This is a genomic window from Roseibium denhamense, assembly GCF_009711415.1.
Taxonomy (GTDB): domain Bacteria; phylum Pseudomonadota; class Alphaproteobacteria; order Rhizobiales; family Stappiaceae; genus Roseibium; species Roseibium denhamense.
The window spans coordinates 17,109-38,459 of the sequence record NZ_SMLZ01000085.1 but is presented as its reverse complement, the minus strand read 5'-3'; the positions used below and the strand labels follow the sequence as shown (position 1 = coordinate 38,459).

20 protein-coding genes are annotated in these 21,351 nt (G+C 56.9%); 13 read left to right on the top strand and 7 right to left on the bottom strand.

Features of this window, described 5'->3' with window-relative positions:
- The first annotated feature begins 100 nt into the window (after nt 1-100).
- From map to E1180_RS02500, 3 genes are all read left to right on the top strand, one after another.
- Entirely contained in the window at nt 101-940 is an 840-nt protein-coding gene (map, locus tag E1180_RS02510) for a type I methionyl aminopeptidase (protein ID WP_155189528.1), read from the top strand.
- Nucleotides 940-1,653 carry a RadC family protein gene (radC, locus tag E1180_RS02505; RefSeq protein ID WP_155189506.1) on the top strand — a complete coding sequence of 238 codons (714 nt, stop codon included), beginning with the start codon at nt 940-942 and terminating at the stop codon, nt 1,651-1,653. Before map ends, radC begins: the two co-directional genes overlap by 1 nt.
- A 287-nt stretch (nt 1,654-1,940) precedes the next feature.
- Entirely contained in the window at nt 1,941-4,217 is a 2,277-nt protein-coding gene (locus E1180_RS02500) for a bifunctional diguanylate cyclase/phosphodiesterase (RefSeq protein ID WP_155189505.1), read from the top strand.
- Nucleotides 4,218-4,327: 110 nt separating this feature from the next.
- On the opposite strand, the gene E1180_RS02495 is transcribed toward E1180_RS02500, so the two are convergent.
- Nucleotides 4,328-5,302 (bottom strand): ArgK/MeaB family GTPase, encoded by a 975-nt coding sequence (locus E1180_RS02495; protein WP_155189504.1) that lies wholly within the window; start codon nt 5,300-5,302, stop codon nt 4,328-4,330.
- 4 nt (nt 5,303-5,306) lie between these two features.
- A complete protein-coding gene (gene ppdK / locus E1180_RS02490; RefSeq protein ID WP_155189503.1) occupies nt 5,307-7,979 on the bottom strand; it encodes a pyruvate, phosphate dikinase in 2,673 nt (890 codons plus the stop codon).
- Nucleotides 7,980-8,265: 286 nt separating this feature from the next.
- Between ppdK and E1180_RS02485 the strand changes: the two genes are divergently transcribed.
- Together E1180_RS02485 and E1180_RS02480 are read left to right on the top strand one after the other, a co-directional pair.
- Entirely contained in the window at nt 8,266-10,032 is a 1,767-nt protein-coding gene (locus tag E1180_RS02485) for a tetratricopeptide repeat protein (RefSeq protein ID WP_208996869.1), read from the top strand.
- Between the two features lie 12 nt (nt 10,033-10,044).
- Nucleotides 10,045-10,926 carry a 4-(cytidine 5'-diphospho)-2-C-methyl-D-erythritol kinase gene (locus E1180_RS02480; protein WP_155189502.1) on the top strand — a complete coding sequence of 294 codons (882 nt, stop codon included), beginning with the start codon at nt 10,045-10,047 and terminating at the stop codon, nt 10,924-10,926.
- Between the two features lie 120 nt (nt 10,927-11,046).
- Here E1180_RS02480 and E1180_RS02475 read toward each other — a convergent pair whose 3' ends face one another.
- The gene (locus E1180_RS02475) at nt 11,047-12,063 is read right to left on the bottom strand and encodes a polyprenyl synthetase family protein (RefSeq protein WP_425280889.1); all 1,017 of its coding nucleotides are present in this window, start codon (nt 12,061-12,063) and stop codon (nt 11,047-11,049) included.
- 174 nt (nt 12,064-12,237) lie between these two features.
- Between E1180_RS02475 and E1180_RS02470 the strand changes: the two genes are divergently transcribed.
- Entirely contained in the window at nt 12,238-12,474 is a 237-nt protein-coding gene (locus E1180_RS02470; protein WP_155189501.1) for a putative signal transducing protein, read from the top strand.
- A gap of 1 nt (nt 12,475) precedes the next feature.
- Entirely contained in the window at nt 12,476-13,288 is an 813-nt protein-coding gene (locus tag E1180_RS02465) for a tRNA1(Val) (adenine(37)-N6)-methyltransferase (protein ID WP_155189500.1), read from the top strand.
- A 145-nt stretch (nt 13,289-13,433) separates the two neighbouring features.
- Here the strand turns inward: E1180_RS02465 and E1180_RS02460 are convergent, their stop codons facing one another.
- Nucleotides 13,434-13,706, bottom strand: a complete 273-nt coding sequence (locus E1180_RS02460; RefSeq protein ID WP_155189499.1) for an usg protein — start codon at nt 13,704-13,706, stop codon at nt 13,434-13,436.
- Between the two features lie 148 nt (nt 13,707-13,854).
- Nucleotides 13,855-14,199, bottom strand: coding sequence for a c-type cytochrome (locus tag E1180_RS02455; protein ID WP_208996867.1), 345 nt, complete (start codon nt 14,197-14,199; stop codon nt 13,855-13,857).
- A gap of 153 nt (nt 14,200-14,352) precedes the next feature.
- Between E1180_RS02455 and E1180_RS02450 the strand changes: the two genes are divergently transcribed.
- From E1180_RS02450 to E1180_RS02440, 3 genes are read left to right on the top strand one after another with little or no spacing between them, the layout of a single operon-like run.
- Nucleotides 14,353-15,291: an AAA family ATPase gene (locus E1180_RS02450; protein WP_155189498.1), complete on the top strand. Its 939-nt coding sequence runs from the start codon at nt 14,353-14,355 to the stop codon at nt 15,289-15,291.
- Between the two features lie 12 nt (nt 15,292-15,303).
- A complete protein-coding gene (locus E1180_RS02445) occupies nt 15,304-16,503 on the top strand; it encodes a vWA domain-containing protein (protein WP_155189497.1) in 1,200 nt (399 codons plus the stop codon).
- 20 nt (nt 16,504-16,523) lie between these two features.
- Nucleotides 16,524-16,865 (top strand): pyrophosphohydrolase domain-containing protein, encoded by a 342-nt coding sequence (locus tag E1180_RS02440; protein ID WP_155189496.1) that lies wholly within the window; start codon nt 16,524-16,526, stop codon nt 16,863-16,865.
- A gap of 208 nt (nt 16,866-17,073) precedes the next feature.
- On the opposite strand, the gene E1180_RS02435 is transcribed toward E1180_RS02440, so the two are convergent.
- Entirely contained in the window at nt 17,074-17,595 is a 522-nt protein-coding gene (locus E1180_RS02435) for a L,D-transpeptidase (protein ID WP_155189495.1), read from the bottom strand.
- Between the two features lie 246 nt (nt 17,596-17,841).
- Here E1180_RS02435 and E1180_RS02430 point away from each other — a divergent pair, with 246 nt between their 5' ends.
- Nucleotides 17,842-18,444, top strand: a complete 603-nt coding sequence (locus E1180_RS02430) for a YceI family protein (RefSeq protein ID WP_155189494.1) — start codon at nt 17,842-17,844, stop codon at nt 18,442-18,444.
- A gap of 22 nt (nt 18,445-18,466) precedes the next feature.
- Here the strand turns inward: E1180_RS02430 and E1180_RS02425 are convergent, their stop codons facing one another.
- On the bottom strand, nt 18,467-19,570 hold the full coding sequence (locus E1180_RS02425; protein WP_155189493.1) for a branched-chain amino acid ABC transporter substrate-binding protein: 1,104 nt from the start codon (nt 19,568-19,570) through the stop codon (nt 18,467-18,469).
- Nucleotides 19,571-19,766: 196 nt separating this feature from the next.
- On the opposite strand from E1180_RS02425, the gene E1180_RS02420 reads away from it, so the two are divergent.
- Nucleotides 19,767-20,294, top strand: coding sequence for a flavin reductase (locus tag E1180_RS02420; RefSeq protein ID WP_208996865.1), 528 nt, complete (start codon nt 19,767-19,769; stop codon nt 20,292-20,294).
- Between the two features lie 47 nt (nt 20,295-20,341).
- Nucleotides 20,342-21,349: a P1 family peptidase gene (locus E1180_RS02415; RefSeq protein WP_155189492.1), complete on the top strand. Its 1,008-nt coding sequence runs from the start codon at nt 20,342-20,344 to the stop codon at nt 21,347-21,349.
- The last annotated feature ends 2 nt before the right edge of the window (nt 21,350-21,351 follow it).

The window sequence follows — 21,351 nt, the reverse complement described above, 5'->3', positions numbered from 1 at the left end:
ATCTGCCCGCATGAGCTGTATGTGAACGGAAGAAGACATGCCAAGATGCGGTAGCCGCATTCGCGCCAAGGGCTCCGCCAACTGCGAGACAGAACACTCAATGGTCACCTATATCGACGCCGCTGATGCCCCGTTGAAAAATACCGGTCAAGTCCGCCTTTACGGACCCGAAGACTTTGAGGGCATGATGCGCGCCGGACAACTCACGGCCCGCTGCCTCGACGATATTGCAGCCATGATCAAGCCCGGTGTCACCACGCAGGAAATCGACGATTTCGTGTTCCAATACGGCCTCGATAACAATGCAATACCGGCAACGCTGAATTACCGCGGTTACACGAAGTCATCGTGCACCTCGATCAATCATGTGGTCTGCCACGGTATTCCCAATAACAAAGGCCTGCGCGAAGGCGATATCGTCAATATCGATGTAACCTTCATTCTCGACGGCTGGCATGGGGACAGCAGCCGGATGTATCCGGTTGGAGAGGTCAAACGTGCAGCCGAACGGCTGATCGATGTAACGTACGAATCGCTGATGCGCGGCATTCAGGCGGCGAAACCCGGCAATACTACAGGGGATATCGGCGCTGCGATCCAGACATTCGTGGAGGCCGAACGCTGTTCGGTTGTGCGTGATTTTTGCGGACACGGGCTCGGGCGCCTGTTCCACGACACACCGAATATCCTCCACTACGGACGGCCTGGCGAAGGCGTTGAACTGAAACCCGGCATGATTTTCACAATCGAACCGATGGTGAATATCGGCCGCCCCCATGTGAAAGTCCTGAGTGACGGATGGACCGCAGTGACCCGGGATCGGTCCCTGTCGGCTCAATTCGAGCACTCCATTGGAATTACGGCCGAGGGCTGCCAGATATTCACAACATCGCCAAGCGGTATCCACAAACCAGGACGTCCAGACAACACAGGAGCCTGATGAGCGACCACCGGAACGGCTTTGCGGAAAAAACACCGGAGATAGACGACCGCAAGGGCCATCGGCAAAGACTGAGGGACCGTTTCCGTAAAACCGGCGAGCAGGGACTCGCTGACTATGAGCTTCTGGAATTCTTGTTATTTTCCGCCCTGCCCCGCCAGGACACCAAGCCTATCGCGAAGGCACTCTTGAAAAGGTTCGGCTCCTTCCCGGCCGCTTTGGCGGCTCCACGGGCGCGGCTTAAGGAAGTCAAAGGCTTATCCGACATCAGCATCGACACGTTGCAAGCCGTTCATGCGGCCATCGCGCGGTATCACATGGCGGAGCTGAAAGAGCGCAAGCTCCTCGATTCCTGGTCGAAAGTAACTGAATACCTTCAGGCCTCAATGGAGCTGGACAGCCGCGAACAGTTCAGAGTTTTGTTTTTGGACAAGAAGAACGGTCTTATCGCCGACGAGGTTCAGCAAATCGGGACGGTTGATCATACACCCGTTTATCCAAGAGAAGTGATCCGCCGCGCAATCGAATTGGCATCGACAGCGATCATACTGGTTCACAACCACCCCTCCGGCGATCCAACGCCATCACGGGCTGACATTCAAATGACTCGTCAGATTGTCGACATCGCCAAACCCTTGGGCGTCGAAGTTCACGACCATATCATCATCGGCCTAAGGTCAAACATCAGTTTTCGGGGTTTGCAGCTAATCTAGGCCAATGGAAATCTAACCGTCTCACAAAACGAAACTGAAACTTCCAAGTCTATTATAGAATAATTATTGAAAATGCTGAGCAGTCTTCAATAAAAAAGCTCTCCTTCAAAACCAACCTCTTGCCCGGAAAGGAAGGATGAACCGTTAGAAAATACAAGCTTAATACCTTATCACGCCTGATAAACCACCGGCGCACACACTATTAATAAAGACTTTTTTTACCAACAATTTGGGGCATTCTTTAACGGCCTTGATTGATACTCTGACCAGTATAGCTGGATCAGTACATGCTAAAGACGTCTAACATTTCGGGCAGTCAAATCGCCAACACGATCATTATCCCGATGGTTGTGATCGTATTTGTATCTGTCGTCAGCATCTTCGGCTTGATGCACTGGTCCGCCCGGATATCGGATGAAAGCGCGCGGGATTCAGAAGCAAACCTGCTGAGCGGCGCCCTCCAGCTCACCAGCAATTACATGGTCAAGCAGCAGGTCGGCGTCGCTGTCTGGGATGAAGCCTACCGCCGTGTTCATGCGGCCGAGCTGGATACCTATTGGCTTTACAACAACGTGACCCACTGGCTTTTTCAAAACCACGGGTTCACAAAGTCCGTTCTGATTGACCGCGATTATCAGCCGGAATTCATCTACGCGCAGAACCATACTGACCGTTGGATGAATGAGGATCTGCTCAATCAGATGCGGCCAGCCATTGCGAAAGTGCGGGCCCGCTACATAAATACATTCCGCAAGACGCCGAGCGGCCTCTACAGTTTCGTGCCCCACACAAGCAATTCCGGTCATTCAATAGCTGAAACGGGCGTGTTGAGCCTTGCCGGTGAGCCTTATCTTTTCAGCGCCGCCGCCGTCATGCAGCAGATCCAGACCGTTATCTCAGAACGGCGCCCCCCGGCGGTTCTGGTCAGCATGGTCCCCTTGAGGGGCGAACGCCTTGCAGAAATTTCCGAAATGACCGGGCTCGCCGGCTTCGTGATAGCAAACCGCCAAATTGACCGGCCAGGTATCGGCCAATATCAGCTCACCAATCCCCGCGGGGACACAATCGGCGTGGTCGCGTGGAACGCCAACCGGCCGGGCAGCCAACTGCTGCAGCGCATTAATCCGTATCTGGTTGTGGCCGCATCGATGATTGCCGCTGTGGTCATCGCAGTTGCGTTCTTTACGAGGCACATGACCAGGAGGCTTGCAAAAAGCGAGCAGCAGGCCATCCACACGGCCCGCCACGATGCCCTGTCCGGACTGCCCAACAGGTCTCATTTTCACAGACTGCTCTCAGATACGCTTGAACAAGGCACTGAAAACGGCACCGAAACGGCCGTGGTCTATATCGATCTCGATCATTTCAAGGATATCAACGATACGCTTGGCCATTCGGCCGGTGACAAGGTCATTGCCGCCATTGCAGGGCGGCTCCACAGCGTGGTTCCCGACGGCAGCCTTGTGGCCCGCATCAGCGGTGACGAGTTCGCCATGCTGATCCGCAACTGTGTGGATGACGAGTGGCTCGATCACATCCTGGACAAGGTCCAGGACGAAATCGCCCAGCCCATCAAGATCGGCAGCCGTGAGCTTCACGCAAGCCTTTCCATGGGCGCCGCCGTGTCGCCCCGGGACGGCACAGACCCGGACGACCTCCTCCGGCGGGCAGATATTGCGCTTTATGATGCCAAGGAAAATGGCCGGAACCGCCGCTCGTTCTTTGAGCCCACGATGGAAGATCACGTTCAGTCAAAGGACAAGCTGTCGCGCGAATTGCGCCTGGCAATGAAGTTTGACGAGCTGGATCTTGCCTATCAGCCGCAATCCGATACGTATGCCAAGAGCATCGTGTCAGTTGAGGCTCTGGCCCGCTGGACGAAGCCGGACGGAACCGTGGTTCCACCGTCTCAGTTTATCCCGGTTGCCGAGGAAACCGGTCTGATCAACGACCTGGGCCTCTGGATCCTCAACAAGGCCTGCGCCAAGGCGCATGAATGGCCGAGCCTCAGCATGTCGGTCAACGTATCGCCGAACCAGTTCAAGCATCCGCGGTTTGTCGAGAAGGTGATGGCGATCCTGGCGGCAAACAATCTGCCCCCGCAGAGGCTTGAGATCGAAGTCACAGAGACGGTTTTTGCAGGACGGAACGACACGGTTCTGAAGTCATTGCGGCGCCTGAAAAACCTCGGAGTCAAAGTTGCCCTGGACGATTTCGGCTCCGGTTACTCCAGCCTCAGTTATCTGAGGCGTTTTCCGTTCGACACCTTGAAAATCGACAAGGACTTTGTTTCGGACATGAACGGCAATGCGGAAGCCGAAGCCATTCTCGTGTCGATTATCCAGCTTGGCAAAGCCCTTGGTATGACAATTGTCGCAGAAGGCATTGAGACGATTGAACAAATCCGCTTTTTGCAAGCTCACAGCTGCCACCGCATGCAAGGCTACTTCATTTCGAAACCCTTGAATGAGGCTGCACTGCGGAAATTCCTAGAGGATTTTGAGCGCACCGACGGCCCCGACGGGCCGGACTATTACTACGAGGCCAAAATCGCTAAGGCGTAATTTGTGGGAATTGAAGGCAAGCCGGGTTCGGGATCTCTCATGGGCTTCCTGTGCTCGTACCACGCCAAGCGCTTGACCGATTGGCCTTCAACGCCGGTTAGTGAGCGCGGTCAATTCTGATCGGTATCATGACCGTTGGCAGTGCTCAGCAGCTTTTTCTTCAGCCTTGTAGAGAACGCGGCGAATGCTGAAAACGGCGCGCGTGACGGGTCAGCCTCACCGCCCGGGTCAACAATGCGGCTGGCGTCAACGCCCATTTTCCCGAACTCCGTCCGCACCATATCGACGTACCAGCTTTGTTTCTGGGCCTGTCTTCGCCGCCCAAGCTGGCCACTTTCGATCAGGAATGCGATATGCGCATCAGCTTCGCCAACAAGCTCCGGGAGCCCCTCCCCGCCAACAGCGGATACAAGGCAGACCGGAACTTTCCAGTCGTCGCCGAAAGCTGATGACAAGGACAACGCGCCTAAAACATCGGCGACCGCCCGCCTTGCGACCGCCCCCATGTCCGACTTGGTGACCGCAACAACATCGGGCAATTCCATGATGCCGGCCTTCATAAACTGCAGGCTGTCGCCAGACCCGGGCTGGATGCAAAGGACGACCGTGTCGGCCACCTGCTTCAAATCCCCCTCGGACTGGCCGATGCCAACAGTTTCCACCAGAACCAGGTCGCACACGGCCCTTAACACGACAATCGCAGCAACCGCGTGATCGGAAAGACCGCCCAACCGGTCTCTTGCTGCCATGGACCGGACAAACAGATGGTCGTCTTCGGGATCCCCGGAAAGCCGGGTACGGTCACCGAGCAATGCGCCGCCTGTCAGCATTGAAGACGGGTCAACAGCCAGCACACCTACCCGTTTGCCAGAGGCCCTGTAAAACCGGATCAGTGCATCCGTAAGCGTCGATTTGCCAACTCCCGGCGGACCCGTGAGCCCGAGAACGTGGCCCTTCGGATTGGCCGCCGACTGATCCAGAAAAGCCGCAGTCTGAGGGTCCCCAAAGCCGGTCTCGACCTTGGTGAGGACCCGTGCCAACGTGCGTTTGCCTGCCGACCTCAGCTCTTCCAGGTCTGGAAACATGCCCTCAGCCGGAGTTTTTGTGTTTCAGGGCCGACTGAGCTGCCGCCAAACGGGCAATCGGGACGCGGAAAGCAGAGCACGACACATAGTCCAGACCTACGCTTTCGCAGAACGCGATAGAAGACGGATCCCCGCCATGCTCTCCGCAGATCCCGAGTTTTATCTCAGGACGCGACGACCGGCCCCGGTCGGTTGCAATTTGGATCAGTTCGCCAACGCCATCAGTGTCCAGTGAGACGAAAGGATCCTGCTCCATGATGCCCCGTCTTTGATAGGTTCCCAGGAACGAGGCTGCATCATCGCGCGAAATGCCGAATGTCGTCTGTGTAAGGTCGTTGGTGCCAAACGAGAAGAACTCTGCGGACTGGGCGATTTCGGCCGCTTTCAGGGCAGCGCGCGGCAACTCGACCATGGTTCCAACCTGGAAGCTGATTGTCGTGCCAGTTTCCGCCATGACCGCCTCAGCCATGGCGTCAATGCTCTGGCGGACAAGATCCAGTTCACCCTTGAGGCCCACGAGAGGCACCATGATTTCCGGGACAACCGGTGCACCGGTTGTTTTCGCAGCAGCAGCCGCAGCCTCGAAAATGGCCCTTGCCTGCATCTCGGCAATTTCGGGGTAAGACACAAGAAGCCGGCAGCCCCGGTGGCCAAGCATCGGGTTGAATTCCTCAAGCGCAAGTGCCCGGTCCCGCAGGAGATCGGCATCGGCCCCCATGGCTTTCGCCACTTCTTCAAGTTCCTCATCCGACTTCGGCAAGAACTCATGAAGCGGCGGGTCGAGCAGCCGGATGGTCACCGGCAGCCCGTGCATGATCTCGAACAGCTCCGTGAAATCCTTGCGCTGCATGGGCAGCAACTTGGCCAGTGCATCCCGGCGGCCGGCTTCCGTTTCCGCAAGGATCATCTCCCGGACAGCGATGATGCGCTCGCCCTCGAAAAACATGTGTTCTGTCCGGCAGAGCCCGATCCCCTCCGCGCCAAAGTCGCGCGCGACCTTGGCGTCCTGAGGTGTTTCCGCATTGGTGCGGACTTTCATCCGGCGAACCCTATCGGCCCAGCCCATCAGAATGCCGAAATCCCCGGACAACGTTGGCTGAAGCATGGCCACTTCGCCGGTGAGTACCTGACCGGTCGCGCCATCGATGGTGATCGTATCACCTTCCTTCAGTTGGCGGCCCGCTACATTAATCACGCCGTTGCGGTAGTCGATCCGCAAGGTACCGGCACCGGCAACACACGGCTTTCCCATGCCGCGTGCAACCACGGCCGCGTGGCTTGTCATGCCGCCCCGGCTTGTAAGAATACCTTCGGCTGCATGCATCCCGTGAATATCTTCCGGGCTCGTCTCAACACGGACGAGAATGGTCTTGCGGCCGGCGGCCTTCGCTTCTTCCGCTGCATCCGAACTGAAGACGATGGCCCCGGACGCTGCGCCCGGAGACGCCGGCAGCCCGGTCGTGACGATGTCGCGCTCGGCTTTCGGGTCAATTGTCGGGTGCAAAAGCTGATCCAAGGCGCCCGGTTCAACACGGCCAATCGCCTTCTCTTCGCTCAACAAGCCTTCGGCAACCATGTCGACCGCGATTTTGAGCGCGGCCTTCGCCGTGCGTTTCCCGGCCCGTGTCTGCAGCATCCAGAGCTTGCCATTTTCAATGGTAAACTCGAGATCCTGCATATCCATGTAGTGCTTTTCCAACTGGGAACAGTAGGACTGGAATTCGGCAAAGGCCTCGGGCATGAGCGCTTCGAGCGACGCGCTGCTGGACCCCGCCTCCAAGCGCGCTTTTTCCGTTATGTCTTGCGGCGTGCGGATGCCGGCCACGACATCTTCCCCTTGCGCATTGACAAGGAACTCACCGTAAAGCGTGTTTTCACCGGTCGAAGGGTTCCGGGTGAAGGCAACGCCAGTGGCAGATCGTTCTCCCATATTGCCGAACACCATCGCCTGAACATTGACCGCTGTTCCCCAATCGCCCGGGATCTCATGCAAGCGGCGGTAGGTCACAGCCCGGGGCGTCATCCAGGAACTGAAGACGGCACCAATGGCCCCCCAAAGCTGTTCCTGCGGATCCTGCGGGAACGGCCTTTCAAGCTCCTCTTCCACAAGGGACTTGAATTTCTCGATGATGCCCTGCCAGGCTTCCGCGGTAATGTCCGTGTCGAGCGTCAGGTCGTTCCGCTCTTTGTGGTCTTCCAGGACTTCTTCAAACTCGTGGTGATCAAGCCCCAGAACCACATCTGAATACATCTGGATGAAGCGCCGGTAACTGTCATAGGCAAAGCGTGCATCGCCGGTCTCGCTGGCAATCGCCTCGACTGTCCGGTCGTTAAGGCCAAGGTTGAGAACGGTGTCCATCATACCCGGCATGGAGACGCGGGCCCCGGACCGGACCGAAACCAGTAGTGGGCGGTCCGGGTCTCCAAAAACGCGCCCGGTGGCAGTTCCCACGGTGGAGAGCGCTTGCGCAACCGCGTTCTTCAGGGTCTCGGGATAGGATTGCCCGTGTTCGTAGTACCAGGTGCAGACTTCTGTCGTAATCGTAAATCCGGGCGGCACAGGCAGGCCGAGGGCACTCATTTCGGCCAGGTTCGCGCCTTTCCCACCCAAAAGATTGCGCATGTCTGCGGCGCCTTCCGCAGATCCGTTGCCGAAAGTGTAGACCCATTTGGCCATGTCGAAGCCTCCTCACCAGTCCGGACGGTGATCCGCCCTCTTTTTTTTGCACCGCACATTCCTGCTACGGGGCGCGGTAGGCTTCAAGCCCTATTTGACGGAATCAGGGACGCATACCGCTTAAGTCGTAGAGAAACCGACGACGGGCAAAATCAAAAGGATTTAAACCCTCAGAAAGTTATCCTGATCACCTTGCCGCGTAGCCTTAAAGACGCCATTGTCACCGACAACACTGCAAAAATATTGGCCAAGAGGGCGAGCGACTGTGCGAGGATCGAGAGACCAAGTGACCGCAAAACTGCCGAAAATCTCGAGATACCTGTCGAAACTGGCGTTAGCTGCTTTGATGACATCTGTTGCCTGGCAACCTTCCAGCGCTCAAGCCGAAACAGACACGGAATACGGCACCCCTTCTGATCTTCCTGTGACATTTTCGGGAAGCTATTTGGCCGGCCGGCTTGCAGGTTTCGAAAAGGACTATGGCCACGCAGCCGCGTTCTACGAAGAATCACTGTCGGCTGATCCCACCAACACGATGCTGATCGAACGTGTCTTCCTGCTCAAACTCGCAAATGGTGAGGTGGAAGAGGCTTTCACTTATGCCGATTCCCTGCAGCAGGCAGGGGTAAGCGGATTTCTGTCGCAGCTCGTGCTCGGTGGCAGCGAAATGGTTGCCGGGAATTACAAGTCTGCCAACGAAATTCTGGAACACGGCCAGAACGGCCCGCTTGCACAGCTTTCAATTGGCATATCCCGCGCCTGGGCGCTTTACGGGCAAGGCCAGATTGATGAGGCTCTATCCGTTGTCGACAATCTGAACGGCCCGGAATGGTTCGACGTCTTCAAGGCGACTCACAAGGCGCATATTCTGTTTGCTGCTGGCCGCACCGATGCGGCTCAAGAAGCGATTGAATCCGCCTATGCCATCGACCAGGGCGCAATTCGTGTCGTCGATGCTTTCGCGAGAATTCTGGCAGCAAATGATGCGCAGGACGACGCCATTGCGGTTCTGAACCAATTCGACGAACGGTTCCGCGGACACCCGAAACTGGATGCAACCCGTGAGACGATTGAAAGCGGGGCGGTCATCCCGCCAATGGTGACAGACCCTGCAGCCGGAATGTCCGAGATCCTTTATGGCCTCGGCGCGGTGATAGGCAGAGATGGCGGCGAAGACCTATCCACCTCCTATCTGCAGCTTGCGCTTTTTCTTGATCCGGACGCTGAGTTCGCAGCCGTTGCGCTCGGCAGCCTGTTTGAGCGGATTGACCAGCCAGAGCGCGCGATTGAAGCCCTGTCCATGGTCCCGGATGACAGTGCATTGAAACGCGAAGCCGAAATCCAAATCGGAATCAATTACAATGCGTTGGATCAACTTGATGAAGCACGGGCTCATCTTGAGGCACTGATTGCAAAAGATCCGGGCGACCTGGAAGCCGGGATCGCGCTGGGCAATATTCTGCGGTCCCACGAGCTTTATGACGAAGCCGAAGTGGTCTACACGGCCGGTCTTGACACAATCAACGAAATCAAGCAGCAGCACTGGATCCCGTTCTATTTCCGCGGCATTGCGCGCGAGCGTCTTGGAAAATGGGATCTTGCCGAAGCGGATTTCCGCCAGGCCCTGGAGCTTGAAGAAAACCAGCCTCAAGTGCTGAATTACCTTGGCTATTCACTGGTTGACCAAGGCCTCAAGCTCGATGAGGCGCTGGAGATGATCAAGACCGCTGTCGAATTGCGGCCGACGGATGGCTACATTGTCGACAGCCTTGGATGGGTCTATTTCCGGCTCGGAAGGTACGAAGAAGCAGTGGTCGAACTCGAAAAAGCCATCGCGCTCCGCCCTTCGGATCCGGTGATCAATGATCACCTCGGAGACGCCTACTGGATGGTCGGCCGCCGGAACGAGGCCCGGTTCCAATGGAACCATGCCCGTGACCTTGATCCGGATGAGAAAGAGCTGCCCAAGATCCTGGACAAAATTGCAAATGGACTGCCAGATACCGCCAACACGGATGCAGCAAAAGCTGAGTCAGACAATAACGGCGGCTAGACACGTTCCGACATGACAGCCCAAAGATCACCGGCTTGCCGGGCCAGTCTCGCCCGGGCAAAGGTCAATCTCGCGCTCCATATCACAGGGCAAAGAGCAGACGGCTACCACCTGCTCGACTCGCTTGTTGCCTTCCCGCAAATTGGCGACCGGGTCGCAGTTGAGCCAGCGGACACCTTCGAGCTTGTCGTTGACGGTCCATTTGCGCGGGACCTGGTCGGCGGCTCCGAAGACAACCTGATTGTAAAAGCAGCAAAGCGCTTTGCCGAGACCGCTTCGATCGCCTTGCCTAAGGTCAAACTCACCCTGACCAAGCGGCTGCCAGTTGCCTCGGGCATCGGCGGCGGGTCGAGTGATGCTGCAACAGCCTTGAGATTGCTGGAGCAGGCCTGCGAAGTCTCTTTGGATGAGGAAGCACTCCATTCCCTCGCCTTAAGCCTTGGGGCGGACGTTCCAGTCTGCCTGCAGCCGCAGAGCCAGATCATGCGGGGAATTGGCGACAGCCTTCAAGACGGTCCGGTTCTACCGGAGGCAGGCATCATTCTTGTCAATCCGAAACAGCAGGTTTCAACTCCTGCAATCTTCAAGGCGCTTGCCAACCGGGACAATGCCGGTTTGCCGGACCGTCCCGAACAGTTTGACAACCTTGAAGCTCTGGCGAGCTACCTGGCAGATTGCCGGAACGACATGCAAACAGCTGCCATCGATCTTTGCCCCGCCATTGGCACAGTACTTACAGAACTGGAAAAAGACCGCCGGATCAAGATGGCCCGCATGTCCGGATCAGGTGCGACTTGCTTCGCCCTGTGCCCGCTGAACGAAGCCATTCCCCTGGAACGGGAAATCCGGGCAAATCATCCGGATTGGTGGGTTGCCTCTGGTCCCCTCGCGTGAATAACGCAAATCAAAGGGCTGACGGCTCCGGCATCAACTTAAACCAGGACTTGAAGCGCCCGCCCGGGCAAGCTTTGCCTGCGAACTGATTTCGAATCCTGGTTCAGCACCTTACGGCCATCAGCTCACGCGGGATATGCAGAAGGCCACGGCATCCGCGAGCGCATCCTTGTGAGGTCCTGATGGCAAGGCATCAAGAGCGTCCAGCGCATTCTGGCCATAAGTCCGTGCACGTTCGATCGTATCGGAAAGAGCGTCGTACTTCTTGAGAAGCGAAATCGCTTCCTCCAGATCCGCGTCAGATACCCCCTCGCCTTCCAGACAACGTTTCCAGAAGGCAGTATCGGCATCACTTCCGCGTTGAATGGCAAGGACAACAGGCAACGTGATTTTTCCTTCACGGAAATCATCACCAATGTCTTTTCCAAGATCCGATGCCGAGCCGCCATAATCAAGGGCGTCGTCGACGAGCTGGAACGCATATCCAAGCTCCATACCGTAGGTCCGGGCCGCCTTTTTCATAGGCGCATCCTGACCGGCAATCACCGGACCGACTTCCGCTGCAGCTGCGAACAGCGCCGCGGTTTTGGCCTCGATCACCCGCAGGTAATCCGCTTCGCTGGTATTGATGTTCTTCGCAGCGCCCAGCTGCAGAACCTCGCCTTCCGCGATAATTGCCGAAGCTTCCGAGAGAATACGCAGCGCTTCAAGAGACCCGACATCCACCATCATCTTGAATGCTTGTCCAAGCAGATAGTCGCCGACCAGCACGCTGGCCTGGTTGCCCCAAAGCTTGCGGGCCGCAAGCTTTCCGCGGCGCATGTCGCTTTCATCAACAACATCGTCATGAAGCAGCGTGGCCGTATGCATGAACTCAACGCTGGCTGCGAGGGTCACATGTCCGTTTCCGCGATACCCGAACATATCCGCACAGGCCAGTGTCAGCATGGGACGGAGACGCTTGCCGCCAGATGAAATCAGATGCTTCGCGATTTCGGGGATCAGCTCCACGTTGGAGCCGGCCTTGGACAGGATGAGTTCATTGACCTCAGCCATACCCCCGGAAACAATATCCACCAGCGGCTGTATGCTTGGCGACGGGGACGGATTGTCTGACAAAGTTGCGACCACGGCCACTTACGGCACTCCCATTATGATTTGTGCGGACAATATGGCGCGAACGCGTCCGGGGCAAGACGGCAATCCATTGACAAACTGTAGAAATGGCGCAAACAGCTGGTTTTGGACAACGCCAGTTGAACTGGCAATATTCATCTAGCCACCGGAAAATGAACCTAGGTTGGGATTTTCATGGAAGAAATTGTCAGAACAAATGATCCCGTGCTGATCTCATTCCTGGAGTCCATTCTCGACGATGCGGGGATCAAGCATTTTGTCGCAGATGGCAATATGAGCATTCTGGAGGGGTCGCTGGCAATGATTCCCAGGCGGGTTCTGGTCGATTCAGACCAACTGCAAAAAGCGCGTATGTTGATCACAGACGCAGGCCTTGCCCACGAGCTGCGCCCGCATTCCGGGGGCAGTTGACATGGACGATGCGGTCACGATCGCTGATGAGGATGTCAGCCACGACGCATTTTTGGGCGGCAAGGTCTACATCCACCAGCCGAAACGCGGCCGCCACCGGGCCGGTCTTGATGCCGTTTATCTCGCAGCAGCCCTGCCCGATAGTGTAAGCGGCCATGTGGTGGATCTTGGAGCGGGCGTCGGAACCGCAGGTTTTTGTGCCGCTTCGAGACTTCCGCAGATCAAGGTCAGTCTGGTGGAATTGGATGAAGCGGCTCTCAACCTTGCCGAACGCGGGTTGAAAGATCCGGCCAATGCCGCCTTTTCCTGCCGTGTTTCGGTTCTTCAGGCCGACATCACCGCCAAGGGCAGCGAGCGCCATCTGTCCGGCTTGACATCCTCCTTCGCTGATCATGCGATCATGAACCCGCCCTACTATCCGGCTGGACACTTCCGCGCCTCGCCAAATTCGGCACGTGCCGGGGCCCATATGCTCGACGAACGCGGACTCGAGCCGTGGGTAAAGACCGCCACCGACATTGTCAGGCAAGGCGGGACACTGACCATGATTTTCCGCGCCGAAGGTCTTCAGGAGCTTTTAGGCGTACTCAAGGGCAGGTTTGGCGCAATTGACGTCCTACCCCTTCGTCCGAGGTCCAATGCACCTGCGACCCGGATACTCGTGCGCGCCGTCCGCTCCAGCAAAGCGCCCCTGCAATTGCTGTCCGGATTCGTCATCCACACGGATGATGGCTCGGATTTCACGCCCGAGGCCAAAAGCGTCTTAAGGGAAGGCGCGGGACTGGGCCTGCCGATGCGGCGCGGCGCGGACTAAGGAAAAGAGTACCAACCTCCTCGTAGCCTCGGGAGGTTCGCTGCTTCCTTGGGAACCGTATCAGCGCGTGCGTCGAATCCTTGGAGCATCGGGCGCTTATATAGAAGCCCCCGAAGATGCTCGGCCCCTTCAAAATCGATCAGCTTCAGTGCATCACGATTTCCCCATCGGCGTACCGGAACTCGGCAGGCTGGATCAGGTTTTGATGCGCAATCCGGACAGTATGGATCGGGCCGTCAATCTCGCGTTCCCAAAATGACAGAAAACGGGTGAGCTCCGGAAACTTCGGCGCCAGATCTTCGGTCTGCCAAACGAAGCTTTGAAGAAGTTTCGGATGATCTGGAAGCTGGTACAGGATTTCGGCAGTCAGAAGTCCGTAGCCCAGAAGCCGTTTTTCAAAGTCATTTTCTCTGATCATGCGCGGTCGTCCTTTCTTCAAAAGAAAAGTTTCACGCCTAACAGGTTAACCAATAACCATTATTCGAAAAAGACTTCGACAAATCAGTATTTTAGCAGCAATAGCCACCGACTGCTAACAGGACGGACCTGCTGCACAAGACTTGTATTCAGTTTGACTGGATGGAGGTCAAATAGCCCAGAAAATCATCAATGTCATCTGGTTCAAAGGCAATTTCCGGCATGTTTCCATGCGCGGTCACAATGCCTTCGGCCAAACTTTCTTCCAGACTTTCCAGGGGATATCGATCCGACAGGTTCCGGAACGCCGGGGCGCCCGGTTGCGCGCTGACGTCATCCACTGCCACTGCATGACAGGACGCACAATGAATCTCGGCAAGTTCGCGGCCGCTGGCCAAGCTTGCCGGGTCACTTGGATAAGCTCCCCCGCCGGCCAAAGCCAACTGGCAACTGCTCAACATCATGCAGATGGCCAAGGCGATCCTGTTGCACATATGGGTCTCCCTCTCTTGAATCATCCCGCCTTTTTATAGAAGGTCAGCTTGAGCTGGGACATTAGGGGGAACACTTGCACGGCGACGTTCGGTGTGGCTTTCAGCTCAACAGCCCTATATGGCTGAATTGACAAAACACTTTCCGGGGGACCCATGAGCCAGACGCCGCTTCCAGCATCAATCGATGACACGCTTGGCTTAATGGACGGCGCGGGCTACGTCGCGGACCGGTCCTTGGCAACTGTTCTTCATCTTGCGCTAAAAATGCGCCGCCCCCTCTTCCTCGAAGGTGAAGCAGGTGTCGGAAAAACCGAAATAGCGAAGGTTCTTGCCGCAACACTCGGCAGAGACTTGATCCGGCTCCAGTGTTATGAAGGTTTGGACATCGCGTCCGCCGTTTACGAGTGGAATTATCCGGCCCAAATGGTGGAAATCCGGGTGGCCGAAGCCGCCGGAAAGACCGATCATGCGGATCTTTCGAAATCCATTTTTGACGAACGGTTCCTGATCAAGCGGCCGGTGCTTCAAGCGCTGGAATCTTCAAACGGTGCCGCGCCGGTGTTCCTGATTGACGAGCTGGACCGTGCGGATGAAGCATTCGAAGCTTTTCTTCTGGAAGTTCTGGCAGACAATCAGGTCTCCATTCCGGAACTTGGAACAATAACGGCAGACACCCCGCCGATCGTAATCATCACCACCAACAGAACCCGCGAAATCCACGACGCGCTCAAGCGCAGATGCCTGTACCACTGGGTTGATTATCCAGATGCCGAACGGGAATTGGAGATCGTTCGCCGGAAGGTACCGGGGGCGTCGGAGCGCCTTGCCGCCGACGTGGTGGCATTCGTTCAAAAGCTCAGGTCTGAAGAGGATCTCTTCAAACAGCCCGGCGTTGCCGAGACACTGGATTGGGCAACAGCATTGTCCGAGCTCAACGAAATCGCTCTTGACCCTGACATGGCCTCCGACACGCTTGGCGTGCTGTTAAAATATCAAGACGATATTGAGCGCGTCCGTGGATCGAAACTCCGGCAGATCGTTGATGACATCCGGAAGGATGCTCCCAGGGCGCAGTCCGTGCCAGCGGTTTGAAGATTTCCAAAGATGGCTCCAGCACCGCGCTCACGCATCACGGATAACATTGTGTTTTTCGCCCGGACACTGCGAAAGGCGGGTGTGCCTGTTGGTCCGGCGTCCGTTGTGGATGCAGTTCAAGCCGTTGAAGTGTCTGGAATTGAAAACCGGGAAGATCTCTACTGGACCCTCCATGCGGTCTTCGTGCGCAAACGCGATCACAAGGTGCTGTTTGACGAGGCTTTCCGGATCTACTGGCAAAACCGCGGCTTGATCGAAAAGATGCTGGCGATCCTCTCGCCAGTCGCTCCGCCGCGCGGCACTCCGGACAAACCGAAGGCTGGGCAAACGCGGGTGTCCCAAGCCTTCCAGGCTTCAAAGGAACGTGTTGCGGAAGAAACCCGGCCAGAAATCGAGGTCGACGCCAAGTTCACGGTATCAGGCAAAGAGCTTCTCCAGACCAAGGACTTCGCGCAAATGACTGCAGAAGAGGTTCTAGAGGCAAAGAAGGCGTTGCAGGCCATGTCGCTTTCCATGGACAAGATCCGCCTGCGGCGTCTCGTCCCCTCTCCAAGAGGACGGATTGACCCGAGACGCACGTTGCGGGCGTCGATGCGGGCCGGCGGCGACATGATCGACATGAAATTCCGGCGCCCCGCCGAAAAGCGGCCGCCTCTCGTTGCCCTGTGTGATATCTCGGGCTCCATGAGCCAGTACTCGCGCCTGCTTCTGCATTTTTTGCATGGGCTTACGGATGAGCGCCGGGATGTGCACACTTTCTTGTTCGGAACCCGCCTTACAAACGTCACCAGGCAACTCAGGATGAAAGACCCGGATGAGGCGCTGGAAGCGTGTTCGAGCGGTGTTGAGGACTGGTCCGGTGGCACCCGCATTGCATCCGCGCTTCATGCCTTTAACCGGCAGTGGTCTCGCCGGGTTTTGTCCGGAAAACCGACTGTGCTGTTGATTACCGATGGGCTGGAACGGGACACGGATGAAGACCTTGATCGCGAGATGGATCGGCTGCACCGGTCGTGCCGCAGGCTCGTCTGGCTCAATCCCCTCCTAAGATTTGGAGGATTTGAGGCCAAAGCCAAGGGAATTCGGGCTATGCTACCGCACGTTGATGAATTTCGAGCCGCTCACTCTTTGGATGCCGTTTCAGATCTCGCAAAAGCCTTGTCTGTTTCAAAGGCTGACAATGGCCACGCGCCCCGGAATTGGCTGTAACCTTACCAGCGTTGGACATTATGCCGAAAACGCCAAGACCATTGCCCGAACTTGTAAAAGATGTTGCACACGTCTCAGACCTTTACGCTGAACAATATTCCATTGAACGTGACAGAGGCTGGTATCTTGCGAAATTGACCGAGGAACTCGGGGAACTTGCGGCCGCTGATTTGAAGTGCACAGGCCAGGCGCGATGCGGAAACCGGTCCGGCGAAGACTTGCGGCAGGATCTTGAGCGGGAAGCTGCGGATCTGTTCGCCCATCTTCTCCTGTTCTGCAAGAATAGGAACATAGATCTTGAGCAGGCGCTGAACGACAAGTGGATGAAGTACCTGCCAGAATATGACACTTGCGACGAGTAAGGAAACATCTACGGTGTGACGGGCGCCCCCACCGGAGCCGGTTTGGGGCACACAGCCCCGGCGGAGTGCTAAACCGGACCACAAGTGATCCGGACATCACATTACTTTCGAAAATACGAAAGTAAATGCGGCAAGCTGTCCGGACTTGCGATCACTGAGAACATCGTGCGTTTTCTCAGAGGCGAACAAAGGTGCTCGCTCACTTCGCCTACGGGATCGCGATGACCGGTGTTCTCACGCCAACCCGTTGAAACAAGTCCTGAATGTCATGATTTGCCATGCGAATGCAGCCGTACGAAACCGCGCGGCCGATGGACCCCGGCCGGTTGGTCCCATGGATTGCGTAGTTTCCATTTGAGAGGGTCATCGCAGCCACACCCATCGGGTTATTGGGAGCCCCGCCGCGGATAACCGCCGGCAAGTGAGGGAAATCGCGCCGCACTTCCGCCGAAGGCGACCAGTCGGGCTTGACGTATTTCGCCGTGATATACGCCGATCCCGTCCAGGATTTGCTGCGTTTTCCTACCGCCACGCGATACCGGATCGCCCGTTGGCCACGCAGCACAAGATAGAGGCTGCGCTCTGAGTTTTTTACGACAATCGTCCCCGGCCGGAAGCGCAAATCGCTGAAGCCCACCACTTCCGCAGCATGCGATCTGCCTGTCGGGACAATGAGGATCGCGGTCGCAACTGCCAGTATGACAAACGCACTTATCCGGGACAAACGCATGAAACTCTCCTGATTTTGAAGGAAAGTACTGGGTCACCGCGCTTGAAAGAACTGATCGCAACCTATTTTCTTGACCTAGGGTTAATGCCCCCGCCCGCGGTTTTGCTGTGACCGAAGGCACATGGCCGAGCGGATAGGACGTGATTGTTTAGAGACGGCCGGCCAGCTGGAAACCCGCGATTGAACGCACCGAACAAAGACCTTGGCTGGCCAGAATGTAGTCTCTCTTGCGAAGGATTAAGACCAATGTCCCGATTTAATAGTCTTCGTGCCGCCTTGTCCCCACGCCCGGTTGCACGCGCACTTGCCCTACTGAGTTTTCTCTTTGCACTCGCAGCCCCCGTTCACGCCGGTTCGCTGACGGGCACATACTCACTGGTCCCGGCACAAATTGACACCGGTTTCTCGGTCCGGGTTCTGGGCGGCAAACCGGTTCTGGGCGGTTTCAAGAACGTATCCGGCAAGATCATCTTGAATGAAGCGGCCCCTGAAAAAAGCCGGGTCAACGTTAAGGTTGACCTAACAACCGTCCACACCCCCAACGACCGGATCACCGGTTTTCTGAAAAGCAGCGCAATGTTTGACGTTGCCAATCACCCTGTCGCAACGTTCCAGAGCACGCGCGTGCGCGTCCTGTCGGGCAACGCGGCTGAAGTTGACGGTGTACTCACGTTGAGGGGCAAACAACAGCGGACGAAACTGACGGTTACCATTAATGGCACCGGAAACGCTGTTTCCTTTGAGGTATCAGGCGGATTTTTCCGCAGCCGCTACGGCATGGATGCCGGCCTTCCGCTCTACGCGGATAAAGTCAACCTGAACATCAAGGGCAAGGGCCGCAGAAGCTGATCATCAACGGTCACAGCCCTCATCACTGACGGCGCCTCAGAGCGCCGTCTTGCCATTCATAGACTGCAAATCCGGGCCGGGAGGCATCTCCCACCGCGTTGAAGGTTATTGGTCCAAGCACCGTGTCGACCGATTCTTGTTCGAGTTCAGTTACAACCTCCTCAAAGGAAGTAGTTCCCGCGCGGTTTGCCGCCGCTGCCCAGGCCTCAACAGCGGCATAGGTGGACAGAAAATATCGCTCGGCCACTGCGTCCTGATCCTCCAGCGAACGCATGAGCGCGGCAGCTTCCGGTACCTCGGTAAGAAACTCCGGATAGGTCAACACTGTGCCGTTGGCCGCTTCTCCAGCCGTTGACCAGAATTCCTCGGAAACCAGTGCATCGGCCCCCATCAAAACGACGTTCGGGATCTGCCGGGCCATTTCTAGTTTGATCAAGCCGGCCTCGGGCGGATAGGCCCCGAGATAAACGACGTCGGCGCCTTCAAGCGCCAATTGGGACACCAAGTAGCGGTAATCGTCCTCTCCGGCATCGAAACCCAGAGCAAAGGATTCAATAATATCCAGGTCGTTCAGCCGCTCCTTGACCGCATCCGTAAGCCCTTTCCCATAAGCCGTTTTGTCATGAAGTATGGCGATGTCGCTTGCCTGAAAATTTTCAGCCAGAAAAGCAGCCGCGGCCTCCGCCTGCGCATCATCGCGCGGGGCCAGCCTGTAGATGCCCTTGCCCGGGCGGTCGTCTGTGAAACCCGGCAGGGTCGTTGCCGGTGATATCTGGATAATCCCGGCGTTCGCGTAGACCCGGCTCGCAGCGACCGATGCAACAAAGCAAAAATGCCCCGCCACAAACACCACGCCTTTTCCGATCAGCTGGTTGGCGACGGCATTCGCTTGGTCGCCATCGCAATTGTCATCGGCGGTTTCCAGTGTCAGCGCCTGCCCGTTAACCCCTCCCGCGCTGTTGATGTCCTGAACAGCCTGCCGGGCCCCGGCAATCATTTGCGCACCAAATATGCCGAACTGGCCTTTCATGGGGCCGGCAACGGCAATCGGTATTTCAGCCCTTGAAACACCGGCAAGGCAAAGTGTCATGGCCCATGCTAAAAGCGCGCTGACGCCAAGTTTCATATCGATCCCTTTTGATATCAAAACTGTTTCTGTCCACTGGTCGCGATTTGCAGACTGTCGTTTATCCTTGAAAATGCAAGCCCTGTCTCAGTATCAGATAAGTGTAACCACCAATCTGCTACGCTGTTGCAGACACTTGCAGATGCCCTACTCTTAAGCATCAAGCCTTTGATCTCCTGGCCAAGGAATAGTTTTAATGTCCAACGAAGCTTCGCCCCTGAGCACGCAGGCCAGCCTGCCGCTGGACACGCAGGCCTTCCGGGAAGCCATGAGCCGGATCGCGGCCGCCGTCCATGTGGTCACAACGAACGGCTCGGCCGGGCGCGCGGGCGCGACCGTTTCCGCCGCCTGTTCCGTCACGGATGAACCGCCGAGCATCTTGATTTGCCTCAACAGAAAAACACGTATCCATGCAGCGCTTTTGGCCAACAAGTGCTTTTGCCTGAATACGTTAAGCGACGAACACGAGCCGATCTCGAATGTGTTCGCAGGCCGCGAAGAACTCGGCATGGACGCCCGTTTCCAATCCGGGAGGTGGACCGAACTGGCCACCGGATGCCCTGCCCTCGACACGGCACGGCTGAGTGTCGATTGTGAAGTCCACTCGGTTCAAGACGTCGGGACCCATTCCATCATCGTGGGCACGGTTGTCGATATCCGCATGACCGACCAGGCAGGCTCCCTGATCTATGTGCGCCGGGGCTACAAAAGCCTCGACAGATAAGTCACGCTGGCCGACACTGCTGCTTGTCCTCCAGAAGAGACTTATCCATGCACGGTCCGCGCAATCTCATCACAGACGTTCCAGGGCTCAAAGTTGGCAATTCATCCGATTTTGATTTGAAGTCCGGCGCAACGGTCCTGGTGCCGGACGAACCAGCCGTTGCCTCCGTTGCCATTCACGGCGGCGCGCCCGGAACGCGGGAGATTGCACTGCTGGAGCCCGAGCAAACAGTTGAAAAGATTGATGCCGTTGTTCTGGCAGGCGGGTCCGCCTTCGGTCTTGATGCCGGCGCCGGCGTTCAAGGACGGCTTGCCGAACTGGGTTACGGCTTTCAGGTTGGTCCGGTGCGCGTGCCGATTGTCCCAACTGCAATCCTGTTTGATCTTTTAAATGGCGGGGACAAGAGCTGGGGCCAGTTCGCGCCCTACCGGGATCTTGGCCGTGCGGCCCTTGATAATATTTCAGATACATTCGAACTCGGCTCGGTCGGCGCAGGCACCGGGGCCACGACGGCAAACCTAAAAGGCGGGCTCGGATCGGCGTCACAGGTCTTGCCGAATGGTGTGACAGTTGGAGCGGTGGTGGCCGTCAATGCGCTCGGCCGTGCCACGGTTGGCGACACCGCTAACTTCTGGGCATCCCCGTTTGAAATGGGCACCGAGTTTGGCGGAAGAGGTCTTCCTCATCCCCTCCCGCCAGAGGCAACAGAAGTCAGAACCAAGCTGGATGGCCTGAAAGCGGGCGCCAACACAACCATTGCAGCGGTTGCAACCGACGCGGTTCTGACAAAGGGAGAAGCCAAGCGGCTCGCGGTTATGGCGCATGACGGGCTGGCGCGGGCGCTTTGGCCGGCCCATACGCCTCTTGATGGCGACCTTGTCTTCGCGCTTTCTACAGGTGAGCGGAAACTGGAAAGCGGGCTGGAGGACATGGTGCGTCTGGGCGCGGCTGCAGCCTCATGCCTTGCCCGTGCAATCGCACGCGGTGTTTTTAACGCAACCTCAGCTGAAGGTGACCCGGTTCCAACGTGGCAAAACCGGTTTGGCACTCAATAAAA